Genomic DNA, 13,696 nt, shown 5'->3' with positions numbered 1-13,696 from the left:
TACAGTATGAAAAGTAAATAAAATTTTGGAAACAACGGCGTTTCCTTAAAATACACTTTGGTGTATTTAAGGGGCGCCGTATCTTTTTTTATAGATTTAGATTTAGGAGGGGTTCTGTATGGCAAATGGAAATTCTAACGTAGATTTGAAACAGGTATTTGGTGAGAATGTTTTTAATGATGAGGTAATGAGGGAAAGGCTTCCTAAGAATGTATATAAAGCCTTAAGAAAAACAATGGATGAAGGAGTACCTCTTGATCCAGCAGTTGCAGATGTTGTTGCAAATGCAATGAAGGATTGGGCAATAGAAAAGGGAGCAACTCATTATACCCACTGGTTTCAGCCAATGACAGGAATAACAGCCGAAAAACATGAGTCTTTTTTGAATACAGTAAGCGAAGGTAAAGCAATAACTGAGTTTTCAGGTAAAGCATTAATCAAAGGAGAGCCAGATGCTTCATCTTTTCCATCAGGCGGAATTAGATCTACCTTTGAAGCAAGGGGATATACTGTATGGGATGCTACTTCTTATGCATTTTTAAAGGAGGATGAGGGTGGATTAACACTTTGCATTCCTACTGCATTTTGTTCCTATACAGGTGAAGCGTTAGATAAGAAAACTCCACTATTACGTTCCATGGAGGCTGTTTCAAAACAAGCGTTAAGGGTTTTAAGATTATTTGGAAATACAACTGCAAAAAGGGTTTTTGCTACTGTAGGTGCAGAGCAGGAGTATTTTTTAATAGATAAAGATTTATATTTAAAGAGAAAAGATTTATTTTTTACAGGAAGGACACTTTTTGGTGCTAGACCACCTAAAGGGCAGGAACTTGAAGACCATTATTTTGGAAGCTTAAAGGATAGAATTGCAAATTTTATGAGGGATTTGGACTATGAGCTTTGGAAGATGGGAATACCTGTAAAAACTAAGCATAATGAAGTTGCACCAGCACAGCATGAAATAGCTCCTATCTATGAAAATGTTAATATTGCAACTGATCATAACCAAGTTATAATGGATACGCTAAAGAGAGTAGCCAATAGACATAATTTGGCTTGTTTACTTCATGAAAAGCCATTTGCAGGTGTGAATGGTTCGGGTAAGCATAATAACTGGTCTCTTTCAACTAATGAAGGGCAAAATCTTCTTGATCCTGGTAAAACACCACATGAAAATGCTCAATTTCTTATATTTTTATGTGCTGTTATAAAGGCTGTAGATGAGTATGCTGAAATTTTAAGGGCATCAGCAGCAAATGCAGGAAATGATCACAGACTTGGTGCAAACGAAGCACCACCTGCTATAGTATCAATGTATTTAGGAGATCAGTTAACAGAGATACTTGAGAATATAGAAAAGGGAAATGGAACAGAAAAGAAGGAAAGAGAATATCTAAGGGTAGGTGTAAATACTCTTCCACCACTACCTAAGGATGCTAGTGATAGAAACAGAACATCACCTTTTGCCTTTACAGGAAATAAGTTTGAATTTAGAATGGTACCATCATCTGCATCTATTGCAACTCCTAATATTGTTTTAAATACCGCTGTAGCTGAAGTTTTAAGTGAAATCGCAGATAGATTAGAAAAGGCTAAGGATTTTAACGAAGAAGTTAATAATATAATTAAGGAAATCTATAAAAACCATAAGAGGATAATCTTTAATGGTGATGGATATTCAGAAGATTGGGTAAAGGAAGCAGAAAGAAGAGGACTTAAAAATATTAATAATACAGTTGATGCTCTATGTGCTTTAATATCAGATAAATCAATAAAATTATTTGCTAAGCATGGGGTGTTTACAGAGGTTGAACTTAGGGCAAGATATGAAATTAAACTTGAAGAGTATATAAAGCATATAAATGTAGAGGCTAGAACTATGATAGATATGGTAAAAAAGGAGATTGTGCCTGCAGTAATTAAAGAAATTACTGATGTAGCAAATTCTATTAGTGCTTTTAAAAATGTTGTAAAAGAAATTGAGCCTACAACACAGATAGAGCTTATTAAGGATCTACAAAATAACTTGAACGAATTAAACAAAGAAACACTTGAACTTGAGAAGGAATTAGAAAAGGTGCATCAGTTTAATGGAACCCTTTATGAAAAGGCTTGTTTATTTAGAGATGTTATAGTTGAAAGAATGAAGAAGGTAAGAGTTTATGCTGATAGGCTGGAAATGATAGTAGATGAGGATAGATGGCCATTCCCAAGCTATGATAAACTTATGTTTTATATATAAAATATATTTATGATGAAGCCCCATAATGGATTTTGAGAATTTATTTATAAATCCATTTATGGGGTTTTAAAAATATGATATAATACGCGAATATAACGTCACTTTGGTTGGATTATTATGAATTGGTAAAAAAATAATTAAAAAATGATTAGTTTAATTGTTTTTTATAGAGTGATATGGTAAAATTTACAATTGGTTAGGAGGTATATTATGAGAATAGGTCATGGTTATGATGTTCATAAGTTGGTTGAAGGAAGAGATTTGATAATAGGAGGAGTAAAAATACCTTATGAAAAGGGGCTTCTTGGACATTCTGATGCAGATGTACTTCTTCACGCTATAATGGATGCAATATTAGGTGCTGCAGCATTAGGAGATATAGGTAAGCACTTTCCAGATACAGATGAAAGGTTTAAGGGTGCAAATAGTTTAAAACTATTTGAACATGTGATTAATATAATAGAGGAGAAGGGTTATAAGGTAAACAATATAGATGCTACAATAATAGCTCAAAGACCAAAGATGGCACCCTACATTGATTTGATGAGAAGGAATATAGCAGAAGTTTGTAAGGTAAGTATTGACGATGTAAATGTAAAGGCTACAACAGAGGAGGGACTTGGTTTTACAGGTGAGGGCTTAGGAATTGCAGCCCATGCTGTTTGTATTATAAAAAGGGGGGAATAGAATGATAGAGGTAATTGGGTTAACAAAAAAGTTTAAAGAAGTAACAGCAGTTGATAATGTAAGTTTTAAAGTTGACGCGGGGGAGATAGTTGGGCTTTTAGGAGAAAATGGGGCAGGAAAAACAACAACCTTAAGAATGATATCCACAATGTTAAAGCCCACATCAGGTACTGCAAAGGTATGTGGTTTAGATTTGTTAAAGGAACCAGATAAAGTAAGGAAAAAAATAGGAATATTATTTGGAGGAGAAGTGGGGTTGTATGATAGACTAACTGCGAGGGAAAATATAAAGTACTTTGCAGACTTAGGTGGACTTTCCAGTGAAGAGGCTAATAAAAATATTGAACTTTTAGCAGAAATGCTTGATATGAAGGAATATATTGATAGGCGTGTTGGTAAGTTTTCAAGAGGTATGAAACAAAAGGTTGCAATAGCAAGGGCAATTGTACATAATCCTGATGTTATGCTATTTGATGAACCAACAATAGGACTTGATGTTTCATCTAGTGCAATTGTTCAGGATTTTATACTAGATTGTAAGAAAAAAGGAAGGGCAATTATATTTTCAAGCCATAGCATGAGGGAAGTTGAAAAACTGTGTGATAGAGTAGTTATTATACATAAGGGAAGACTTGTGTATGATGGAAGGGTTGAAGATTTAAGAAGAGAATATAATGGAGAAGATTTAGAAAAAGTATTCTTAAGATTGGTGGGGGATAAAAATGAGTAATTTGTGGGGAATTGTTTTTAAAAAGGAATTAAAGGATTTATTTAGAGATAGAAAAACAGTTATAATGTCAGTTGTTTTACCTTTGGTACTTTTTCCATTATTATTTGGTCTAATAGGTAAAGGAGTAAAGAGTACAACTGAAAAGGTAACAAAGGAAGTAAAAATAGCTTATGTAGGAGGAGAATCTTCATTTAAAAAATTCTTAAGTAATGTACCTAATATAAAACTTATCGAGACTAAAGATTATCAAGAGGAAGTTAGAAAAGGAAGCGTTTATTTAGCTGTTGTTGTAGAGGAAGATTTTGATAAAAAGTTAGCACAGGATAAGATGTCGGATATAAAAATTATATATGATTCAGAGAGTACAAACTCCCAAACAGCTTTAGATGTGGTTGAAGATATAATAAATAAATATAAGGATGAGATTGTAAAAAGAAGACTTGAAGCAAGGGGAATAGATGTATCTATTTTAAATCCTATTGATATTAAAAATGAGCCTATAGATAAAGAAAAGGCAAATCAAGGGGCTCTAATATTAACAATGCTTCTACCACTTTACTTAATTATATATGCAATTACAGGGCCTATGGCTGCTGCTGTTGACTTGGGTGCAGGTGAAAAGGAAAGAGGAACTCTTGAGCCACTTCTTACAACTCAAGCAAGTAGAATGCAGCTATTGTTTGGAAAGCTTTTGGCTATATCTGTTATGGGTATTATAGGAACAACATCCTCTTTAACAGGACTTTATATAGCCTTTAAATATTCAATGGATTTTATGGGGGATGTTGGATTAAATATCTCAATAGGCTCCCTAATTTTAATAGGAATTACAGCAATAATACTAAATATGATTTTTGCAGCAGTTGAACTTGCTATAAGTATATATGCAAGGTCCTTTAAGGAAGCTCAAACCTATCTATCTCCTGTTACTATTATTGGTATGATAGTTGCCTATGGAACCTATATGATGGATGTTAAAAGTGCTTCTACTATAATGTTTAACATACCACTTGCAAATGTTTCACTTATCATAAAGGAATTTATAATTGGAATTTACAATCCTGTACACATAGCTATAACATTTGCTTGGGCATTAGTTTATATAATAGCTGCAATTTTGTTTGCAAGGTATATGTTTAGCAAAGAGGAAGTTGTATTTAGAACTTGATTAAAATTTAATAAGTAAAATCTAGCCCAATGAAGAGATTAAAATTCTTCATTGGGCTAAATTATTAATTGTTAATTAGATCATTTAATATGTCCTTCATGTTTGAGTTTATATATGAAATTTTATCCTCAAGTATTTTTTTGCTTTCAGAATAGATATCATCGACTTCTACAAGTTTAAGCTTTATATCTATGTTATTGAGTTTTCTATAGGCTTGGGTAAAGAGGTTATTAAGTAGGTATCCCTTTGATGAAGGATTAGAATTACATAGGTAGAGGCATTTTATAAATCCAAGACTTTGAGAAAAATAGGAAAGAGAGTTTAGATAATCATTATAGATTTCACGATATATAGGCATAGAGTCTTTAGATACTTTAATGCCTTTTAAGTGATATGAAAGGTTGATAAGGGCTTTTTCTAGGGAGTTCATTTTAAAAATTAAACCCACAAGAGAACTTTCCTTGTATTTTGTTTCCAAGGGGAAAACCTCCTAAAATAAGTTTATACTATAAAATATGCGGTTGTGCAAAATTAAATGTTATGTTTTAATATACATAATATTGTGTACGTATATCGCGAACATATTGTTTTATATTTATTTAGAAATATCTTCAAATAGAGCAAAATCAAAATATTAAGAGATATGATAAAAAAAATAAAGTATTAGGTGTATAAAATAGATCAATAAGATGTGATGATGATAAATTCTAAAATATGAACAAAAATGGCAGATTAAATAATTGAAACATTTGTCGATTAATGTTATATTAAAATTAAGATTATTTATAAAATTTAAAGGAATGAGGGATGTTATGCAAGTAACACTTGAAATGATTAAAGAGGCTCAAAGAAATTTAGAAGGTGTTATAAGAAAGACAGAACTTTCTAAATCATATAGCTTGTCACAAGCTACAGGTATGAATATATATCTAAAGACAGAAAATAGGCAAAATACAAATTCATTCAAGCTAAGAGGTGCCTATAATAAGATTGCAAACTTAACAGATGAAGAGAGAAAAAGAGGGGTTATAGCTTCATCTGCAGGTAACCATGCACAAGGAGTTGCATTTGCTGCAAAGGCTTTTGGTATAAATGCAACAATATGTATGCCAGAAACAGCTCCTAAGACAAAAGTAGAGTCTACAAAGTCATATGGAGCTAATGTGGTATTACATGGACTTGTGTATGATGATTGTTATCAAAAAGCAGTTGAAATTCAAAGAGAAACAGGTGCAACTTTTGTTCATCCTTTTAATGATCCTTATGTTATTGCTGGACAAGGTACAATAGGACTTGAAATATTAGAAGGTTTAAAAGATGTTGATGCAGTTGTTGTTCCAATAGGTGGCGGAGGAATAATATCAGGTATAGCCATTGCCATGAAGGAAATAAAGCCAGATGTTAAGATAATAGGTGTTCAGGCAGAGGTTATTGCTTCAACTAGAGCATCACTTGATGCAGGAAAGATAGTTACACTACCTGGTGTAAAGTCTTTAGCAGATGGTATATCAGTAAAAACTCCTGGGGATTTAACTTTTGAGATAATAAAGAAGTATGTTGACGATGTTGTAACTGTATCAGAGGAAGAAATAGAGGATGCGATATACAGACTACTTCAAAAGTCAAAACTTGTAGTTGAAGGAGCAGGAGCAACAACAGTTGCGGCAGTTATAAATGGAAAGGTTAATATGCCAGGTAAAAATGTAGTATGTGTTGTTACAGGTGGTAATATAGATCCTATGGTTTTAGCAAATATTATTCAAAAGAAGAATTCATAAGCTACAGCATTAGCTGTAGCTTTTTTAATATATGTGTTGAAAAAAAGTGAATATAAATATAAAATTGTATTAGTATACTATATTTGTGGAGGTGTATCATGGAGAGAGTAAGATTTGCCCCAAGTCCAACAGGGCATTTGCATATAGGTGGTGCAAGAACAGCACTGTTTAATTATCTTTATGCTAAAAAGACAGGCGGTAAGTTTTTACTAAGAATTGAAGATACAGACTTAAATCGTTCAACAGAAGAATCAGAAAAGGTAATTATAGAAGGTCTAAAGTGGCTTGGAATACATTGGGATGAAGGTATAGAAGTTGGCGGAGAACATGGTCCATATAGATCAACAGAAAGAGTACATATTTACAATCCTTATGTTCAAAGACTTCTTGATGAAGGAAAGGCATATTTATGCTATTGCTCAGAGGAAGAGTTAGAGAAGGAGAGAGAAGAGGCATTAAAGAGAGGAGAAATGCCTAGATATTCAGGTAAGTGTAGGAATTTAACAAAAGAGGACAGGGAAAGACTTGAAAAAGAAGGTAGAAAACCTGTTGTAAGATTTAGAGTTCCTGAAAATGAATTGATCGTTGTTGATGATTTAGTAAGAGGAAGAGTAGAGTTTAATTCAAATGACATTGGGGATTTTATAATAGTAAAGTCCGATGGAATTCCTGTTTATAACTTTGCAGTTACAATAGATGATTATCTAATGAAAATAACTACTGTAATACGTGGAGAAGAACACTTATCAAATACTCCAAGACAAATACTAATATATAAAGCATTAGGATTTGATATTCCAAAGTTTGCCCATGTTTCTTTAATACTTGGAAAAGATAGAACAAAAATGAGCAAGCGCCATGGTTCAACATGGGTAGAACAATATAGAGATGCAGGTTATCTTCCTGAGGCTATAATAAATTTTCTAGCCCTACTTGGATGGTCACCAGAGGGAGAAGAAGAAATATTTTCTATGGAAGAATTAGAAAAGATGTTTGATATAAATAGAGTAAGCAAAAACCCAGCTGTTTTTGATATAGATAAATTAAATCATATAAATGGAATATACATAAGAAATGCAAACATAGATAGAATAGTTGATTTAGCAATTCCACATCTTATAAATGGAGGTTTTATAACTGAAGAATTTGCTAAATCAAATAGAGAATGGATAACGAAGGTAGTAGAAACTGTAAGAGGTGGATTATCCTACGTTGGTGAAATTGTAAATCATGTAGGAATATTCTTTGGAGAAGAAGTTAAATTGGAAAATGAAGAAGCTCAAGAAGTATTAAAGCAAGAACATGTTCCTGCACTTCTTGATGAGTTTAAGAATATATTATTAGAAACTGAAGTTGTAACTATAGAAAATGCTAAGGATATAATGAATGAAGTTAAAAAGAGAACTGGAGCAAAGGGAAAAGCTTTATTTATGCCAATTAGAGTTGCAGTAACAGGTCAAGTACATGGACCAGAACTTGTTAATATACTTGAAATACTAGGTAAGGATATGCTGATAAAAAGAATTGAATATGTAAAACAAAATTTGCTATAATAAAATAAAAGGCAATGAAGGGAAGAATAAGGAATTAATCCATTTCAGAGAGTAGCTGCCTTAGGCTGTGAGCAGCTATATGGACACTCCTTTAGTGCGTCCTAGAGCCTTTCTACCGAATTTTAGTAGGTAGGAACGGTGATTCCGTTATAATTTTGAGTGAGGCTTTGCCTAATTAGAGTGGAACCACGGAGTGCCCCTTCGTCTCTAAGGAGATGGAGGGGTTAAATTATAAAAATAGAGGTGAGGGTATGGGAATAAAAGTTTATAATACAATGACAAGACAAAAAGAAGACTTTGTTACAATTGAACCTGGAGTAGTTAGAATGTATGTGTGTGGACCAACGGTATATAACTATTTCCACATAGGAAATGCAAGAACTTTTATAGTTTTTGATACAATAAGAAGATATCTTGAGTATAGAGGATATAAGGTTAATTTTATACAAAACTTTACAGATATAGATGATAAAATGATAAAAAGAGCAAATGAAGAGGGAGTTACTGTAAAGGATGTTGCTGAAAAATATATTGCTGAATATTATAAGGATGCAGATGCACTAAACTTAAAAAGAGCAACTGTAAATCCTAGAGCTACTGAATATATAGATGAAATAATTAACTTTGTTAAGGACTTAGTTGATAAGGGCTATGCATATGTAGTTGATGGTGATGTTTATTTTGATACAACTAAATTTAAAGAGTATGGTAAGCTTAGCCATCAAAGTATAGAGGATTTAGAAGCGGGAGCAAGAATTGAAGTAGATGAAAGAAAGAGAAATCCAATGGATTTCGCTCTTTGGAAGGCAAAAAAGGAAGGAGAACCTGCTTGGGAAAGCCCTTGGGGTGAAGGAAGACCAGGTTGGCATATTGAATGTTCTACAATGGCCTGCACATTACTTGGCGAAACTATTGATATACATGGTGGTGGAGCAGACCTTGTATTCCCACATCATGAGAATGAAATTGCACAAAGTGAAGCAAGGAATGGCAAACCATTTGCTAGATACTGGATGCATGCGGCATATTTAAATGTTAACAATCAAAAAATGTCTAAGTCATTAAACAACTTCTTTACAGCAAGAGAAATACTTGAAAAATATGATGCAGAAGTTATTAGAATGTTTATGCTATCAGGACATTATAGAAATCCTATTAACTTTAGTATTGATTTATTAGAACAAGCAAAGGCAGGACTTGAAAGGATTTATAATTCAATATCAAATTTAGAACATGTTATTGATGTTTCAAAATATGAGAATTTAAAGGAAGAAGAAAAGGAGTTTAGCAATAAGCTTGTTGAATATAAAAATAGATTTATAGAGGTTATGGATGATGATTTTAATACTGCAGATGCTATTTCTGTTATATTTGATATGGTTAGAGATATAAACAGCAATATAAGTGTTGAAAGTTCAAAGGAGATAGCAAGAAAAGCTTTAGATATGATAAGAGATCTAGGTTCACCACTTGCTATACTTCAAAAATCAACAAAGGAAAATTTAGATGAGGAAATAGAAAGATTAATACAAGAGAGACAAAAGGCAAGAAAAGAGAAAAACTATGCACTAGCAGATAAGATAAGGGATGAATTAAAGCAAAGGGGCATAATATTAGAAGATACACCTCAAGGTGTAAGGTGGAAGAGAATATAAAATAGGGGCTTTATGCCCCTAATAATTTTAAGCTAATATATGAATTAAAATTGGAAATACTGATCCAATTAACATTCCAGCAGCTACATCTGTTGGATAGTGTACACCAAGGTATATTCTTGATAGACCAACTAAAAAAGCTAAACTTATAAATATAAATGAAAAGTTAGGAAAGAAAATAGATAGAGTAACAAAGGTTGAAAAAGCTGCTGTTGTGTGTCCAGATGGGAAGGAATAGTCTTTAAGTTTACTATTAAATCTTGCAAAATCCTTTATAATCCAGCATGGTCTTGGTCTTAAGAAGGTTTTTTTTATAAAATGAACACAAATATGGCTTGTTGAAAGTGAAAGGATACATTCTTTACCACATTTTGCGACATAATCATTTTTAGATAGCATTAATATAAGTGGAGTTGCTATAGTAAAGAAAGGTCCACCAAAATGAGTTATAATTGGCATTATAACATCAAGTATTTTTGATTTATAAAGTATATTAAAGGCATATAAAATTTTTATATCATTTTCATAGAGCAAAGTTTTTATTTTTCTCATAAATAACCTCCACAGTTCTTTTGATAATATGATAATATATTTTTGTTGTGATGATGTAAAGTTAATTTTAAAAAAAGTTAAGAAAGGGAGAAAAGATGCTCTATTTAGATAAGTATGTTGGACTTTCGGAAAAAGAGGTAAAGCTATTAAACCCTATAATATGGGCATATATTGGCGATGCTGTATATGAGATGTTTGTAAGAAGTTATCTCATAACAATGGGGATAGTTAAACCAAATCAAATACATAAAAGTTCAATACTGTATGTTAAGGCATCAAACCAAGCACGTTTTTTAAAGGAAGTAGAACCGATGCTTACAGAGGAAGAAAAGGAAATAGTTAGAAGGACAAGGAATGCTAAGGTAGGACATGTACCCAAAAATGCAAATCTGTTTGATTATAAAATGGCTACTGCCTTTGAGGGTTTAATTGGATATCTTTTTCTAATGAAAAGGTATGATAGATTAGATGAAATAATAGAATTTACTTTGTTTAAAATAGAAAAATAAAGGGATGGTGTTTTAAATGAAAGCAAATTTAAAGGTTCAACTTTTAGCTTATACTAAAGATGCTGAGAAGATTGTAGCTTCAGCTGCAAAATTATGCTATAGCCCAGTTGGTGTTGAAGAGATAACAAAGAAGCTTGATGATGAATCTACACAAAGATTTTTAAACATGCTTTTATCCTTAGGCCATGAATCTCCAATTGAACATATAAATTTTACTTTTGCAGTTGAGGGCATATCAAGAGCTTGTAGCCATCAACTTGTAAGGCATAGAATTGCATCATATTCACAGCAAAGTCAAAGGTATGTAAGATTAAATCAGTTTGAGTACATAGTACCTCCTTCAATAGAAGAGAATGAAGAAGCTCTAAATCTTTTCATTGAGGCTATGGAGAAGGATCAAGAATACTATGATAGAATTTCATCCATACTAAAGGATTACCATAAAAAGAAGTTGATTAATGAGGGTGAAGACGAAAAAACTGCAGAAAAGAAAGCAGAAAAGTTGGCCATAGAAGATGCAAGATATGTGTTTCCAAATGCATGTGAAACAAAGATTGTATTTACAATGAATGCAAGAACTTTATTAAATTTCTTCAGTCATAGATGTTGTAATAGAGCTCAGTGGGAAATAAGACAGATGGCTGATGAAATGCTAAAACTTGTAAGACAAGTTGCACCTACTATATTTAAATATGCAGGGCCATCGTGTGTAAGAGGTGCATGTAAAGAAGGAAGTATGACCTGTGGTAAGCAAAGGGAGATTAGGGAAAAATATTTACAAAACTTATAAAAGGAGAGAAAAAGTATGGATAAGAAAAGAAAGATAAATGAATCTTTCAATGAAAATGTTGAAAATATAGTTGAGGGTAAAAATCCGGTAATAGAAGCTTTAAGATCAGAAACGACTGTAGAAAAAGTATATATTGCAAAGGGGTCTTCTCAAGAAGGTCCAGTTAAACTAATATATGCCCTTGCTAAAGAAAAAAGGGTTCCGGTAATTGAAGTAGATAGAAAAAAACTAGACGATATGTCAACAATTAAAGCGCATCAAGGTGTAATTGCAGTTATATCACCTTATAAATACTCAACTGTTGATGATATATTAAATTATGCTAAAGAAAAGGGAGAAGATCCATTTGTTATAATTTTAGATGAAATAGAAGACCCACACAATCTAGGTTCAATAATAAGATCTGCAAATGTTTTTGGTGCCCACGGAGTGATTATTCTAAAAAGAAGATCAGCACTAGTTACTCCAACAGTTATAAAGGCTTCTGCTGGAGCTGCCATGCATACAAGGGTGGCTAAAGTAACAAATTTAACTCAAACAATTAAAGAGTTAAAGGAGAGAGGGCTTTGGATAATAGGTACTGATATGGATGGAGAAGTAAGTTTCCAAAGCAACCTAAAAGGACCTATTGGACTTGTAATAGGTAGTGAAGGAAAAGGTATATCAAGGCTTGTCAAAGAAAATTGTGATATAATTGTTAAAATACCTATGAGGGGAGATGTAAATTCCCTAAATGCTTCAGTTGCTGCTGGTATTATTATGTACGAAGTTGTAAGGCAGAGGGGAATATAAGGTGAAAGAGCTAAGGTACATGTTTGTAGATGGATATAACGTAATAAATCAGTGGAAGGGTTTAAAAGATTTAAAGGATGAAAACTTAGATTATGCAAGGGATAAATTGGTTGATATGTTGCAGGAATATTCTGTTATAAAAAATATAAATATAACTGTTGTATTTGATGCTCATTTAAAGAAGGGAAACATAGAGAGTAAATATAAGATTGGAAATATTGATGTTGTATATACAAGAGAAGGTGAGACGGCTGATTGCTATATAGAAAGGAATGTTCCGTTATATTCAAAGATAGGTCAAGTTTATGTTGTTACATCTGATTATGTTGAACAGAGGATAGCTCTACAGATGGGGGGAGCAAGAATTACACCAAATGAGCTTTTGTGGGAAATAGAAGCTCTGCAGAAGGATGTAAGAAAAAAGTCGAATATTAGCTATACAGAAAAAACAGTGAGAATTGCAGATATATTAGATGAAGAAATTTTGGAAAAACTTGAAAAATTGCGTCGAAAGTCTTGAAAATACTTGATTTATGTAATATTAAGCATTATAATTGAACTTAGTTGAGCCTTTGATTTAGGGGGGGTTAAATTGAGTTGTAATGCGGCTTTAGAAAAGAAAGTGCTTAATTATGATGAAATGGTAGATGAAGAAGTTGTTGAACTAGCAAAAAAGGGGGATAATAAAGCAGAGGAATATTTAATAAATAAATATAAGAATTATGTTAAATCAAAGGCTAAAACATATTTTATAGTTGGTGCAGAGAAGGAAGATTTATATCAAGAGGGTATGATTGGATTATATAAAGCCATAAGGGACTTTAAGCCCGAGACATTAGCTTCATTTAGGGCTTTTGCAGAGATATGCATAACAAGACAAATAATAACAGCAATAAAAACTGCAACTAGACAAAAACATATACCATTAAATAGCTACATATCGTTAAATAAACCTGTATATGATGAAGAATCAGATAGAACCCTTATGGATGTTTTATCGACAATATATGTATCAGATCCAGAAGAGCTTATTATTAGTAAAGAGCAGAGAAGAAAAATAGAAAGAAGGATGAAGGAAGTTTTAAGTGACCTTGAACTTGAGGTATTAAGAAGCTATTTAAATGGTAAATCATATCAAGAAATTGCTTGTGATTTAGATAGACATGCAAAATCTATAGATAATGCACTTCAAAGAGTAAAGAGAAAAATAGAGAAGCTACTTATGGAAGAATGATTATTA

13 protein-coding genes, 1 pseudogene and 1 other annotated feature are annotated in these 13,696 nt (G+C 32.4%); of the genes and pseudogenes, 12 read left to right on the top strand and 2 right to left on the bottom strand.

What is annotated here, in order from left to right:
* Positions 1-118: 118 nt before the first annotated feature.
* The 4 genes from TCEL_RS10225 (at position 119) to TCEL_RS10210 (ending at position 4,827) form a co-directional block, all read left to right on the top strand.
* Positions 119-2,242, top strand: a complete 2,124-nt coding sequence (locus TCEL_RS10225; protein ID WP_018663774.1) for a glutamine synthetase III family protein — start codon at positions 119-121, stop codon at positions 2,240-2,242.
* A gap of 210 nt (positions 2,243-2,452) precedes the next feature.
* Positions 2,453-2,929 (top strand): 2-C-methyl-D-erythritol 2,4-cyclodiphosphate synthase, encoded by a 477-nt coding sequence (ispF, locus tag TCEL_RS10220; RefSeq protein WP_018663773.1) that lies wholly within the window; start codon positions 2,453-2,455, stop codon positions 2,927-2,929.
* A 1-nt stretch (position 2,930) separates the two neighbouring features.
* Entirely contained in the window at positions 2,931-3,659 is a 729-nt protein-coding gene (locus TCEL_RS10215) for an ABC transporter ATP-binding protein (protein WP_018663772.1), read from the top strand.
* Complete coding sequence (locus TCEL_RS10210; protein WP_018663771.1) at positions 3,652-4,827, top strand: ABC transporter permease; 1,176 nt, start codon at positions 3,652-3,654, stop codon at positions 4,825-4,827. The genes TCEL_RS10215 and TCEL_RS10210 overlap by 8 nt, the downstream gene beginning before the upstream one ends.
* A gap of 64 nt (positions 4,828-4,891) precedes the next feature.
* Here the strand turns inward: TCEL_RS10210 and TCEL_RS10205 are convergent, their stop codons facing one another.
* Positions 4,892-5,305 carry a hypothetical protein gene (locus TCEL_RS10205; RefSeq protein WP_018663770.1) on the bottom strand — a complete coding sequence of 138 codons (414 nt, stop codon included), beginning with the start codon at positions 5,303-5,305 and terminating at the stop codon, positions 4,892-4,894.
* A gap of 334 nt (positions 5,306-5,639) precedes the next feature.
* Here TCEL_RS10205 and ilvA point away from each other — a divergent pair.
* The 3 genes and pseudogenes from ilvA to cysS form a co-directional block, all read left to right on the top strand.
* Positions 5,640-6,596: pseudogene (ilvA, locus tag TCEL_RS10200) on the top strand (threonine ammonia-lyase); the annotation flags it as partial.
* Positions 6,597-6,703: 107 nt separating this feature from the next.
* Complete coding sequence (gene gltX, locus TCEL_RS10195; RefSeq protein ID WP_018663768.1) at positions 6,704-8,158, top strand: glutamate--tRNA ligase; 1,455 nt, start codon at positions 6,704-6,706, stop codon at positions 8,156-8,158.
* 5 nt (positions 8,159-8,163) lie between these two features.
* Positions 8,164-8,370 (top strand) — a binding site (T-box leader).
* 45 nt (positions 8,371-8,415) lie between these two features.
* On the top strand, positions 8,416-9,813 hold the full coding sequence (gene cysS / locus TCEL_RS10190; RefSeq protein ID WP_040684032.1) for a cysteine--tRNA ligase: 1,398 nt from the start codon (positions 8,416-8,418) through the stop codon (positions 9,811-9,813).
* 27 nt (positions 9,814-9,840) lie between these two features.
* On the opposite strand, the gene TCEL_RS10185 is transcribed toward cysS, so the two are convergent.
* Positions 9,841-10,365, bottom strand: coding sequence for a phosphatase PAP2 family protein (locus TCEL_RS10185; protein WP_018663766.1), 525 nt, complete (start codon positions 10,363-10,365; stop codon positions 9,841-9,843).
* A gap of 95 nt (positions 10,366-10,460) precedes the next feature.
* On the opposite strand from TCEL_RS10185, the gene TCEL_RS10180 reads away from it, so the two are divergent.
* From TCEL_RS10180 to sigH, 5 genes are all read left to right on the top strand, one after another.
* The gene (locus TCEL_RS10180) at positions 10,461-10,874 is read left to right on the top strand and encodes a Mini-ribonuclease 3 (RefSeq protein ID WP_018663765.1); all 414 of its coding nucleotides are present in this window, start codon (positions 10,461-10,463) and stop codon (positions 10,872-10,874) included.
* A gap of 16 nt (positions 10,875-10,890) precedes the next feature.
* Complete coding sequence (thyX, locus tag TCEL_RS10175; protein ID WP_018663764.1) at positions 10,891-11,664, top strand: FAD-dependent thymidylate synthase; 774 nt, start codon at positions 10,891-10,893, stop codon at positions 11,662-11,664.
* A gap of 15 nt (positions 11,665-11,679) precedes the next feature.
* Positions 11,680-12,456, top strand: coding sequence for a 23S rRNA (guanosine(2251)-2'-O)-methyltransferase RlmB (gene rlmB, locus TCEL_RS10170; protein ID WP_018663763.1), 777 nt, complete (start codon positions 11,680-11,682; stop codon positions 12,454-12,456).
* A 1-nt stretch (position 12,457) separates the two neighbouring features.
* Positions 12,458-12,976, top strand: coding sequence for an NYN domain-containing protein (locus TCEL_RS10165; protein ID WP_018663762.1), 519 nt, complete (start codon positions 12,458-12,460; stop codon positions 12,974-12,976).
* A 102-nt stretch (positions 12,977-13,078) separates the two neighbouring features.
* The gene (gene sigH, locus TCEL_RS10160; protein WP_373867049.1) at positions 13,079-13,690 is read left to right on the top strand and encodes an RNA polymerase sporulation sigma factor SigH; all 612 of its coding nucleotides are present in this window, start codon (positions 13,079-13,081) and stop codon (positions 13,688-13,690) included.
* The last annotated feature ends 6 nt before the right edge of the window (positions 13,691-13,696 follow it).

The organism is Thermobrachium celere DSM 8682 (assembly GCF_000430995.1).
Lineage (GTDB): Bacteria > Bacillota > Clostridia > Clostridiales > Caloramatoraceae > Thermobrachium > Thermobrachium celere.
This window is presented reverse-complemented; position numbering and strand designations above follow the sequence as displayed.

Bases quoted from the DNA above. Each gene is read 5' to 3' on its own strand.
- TCEL_RS10210 (WP_018663771.1), top strand. From the start codon at position 3,652: ATGAGTAATTTGTGGGGAATTGTTTTTAAAAAGGAATTAAAGGATTTA.
- TCEL_RS10185 (WP_018663766.1), bottom strand. From the start codon at position 10,365: ATGAGAAAAATAAAAACTTTGCTCTATGAAAATGATATAAAAATTTTA.
- ispF (WP_018663773.1), top strand. From the start codon at position 2,453: ATGAGAATAGGTCATGGTTATGATGTTCATAAGTTGGTTGAAGGAAGA.
- TCEL_RS10180 (WP_018663765.1), top strand. From the start codon at position 10,461: ATGCTCTATTTAGATAAGTATGTTGGACTTTCGGAAAAAGAGGTAAAG.
- rlmB (WP_018663763.1), top strand. From the start codon at position 11,680: ATGGATAAGAAAAGAAAGATAAATGAATCTTTCAATGAAAATGTTGAA.
- gltX (WP_018663768.1), top strand. From the start codon at position 6,704: ATGGAGAGAGTAAGATTTGCCCCAAGTCCAACAGGGCATTTGCATATA.
- TCEL_RS10215 (WP_018663772.1), top strand. From the start codon at position 2,931: ATGATAGAGGTAATTGGGTTAACAAAAAAGTTTAAAGAAGTAACAGCA.
- TCEL_RS10225 (WP_018663774.1), top strand. From the start codon at position 119: ATGGCAAATGGAAATTCTAACGTAGATTTGAAACAGGTATTTGGTGAG.
- thyX (WP_018663764.1), top strand. From the start codon at position 10,891: ATGAAAGCAAATTTAAAGGTTCAACTTTTAGCTTATACTAAAGATGCT.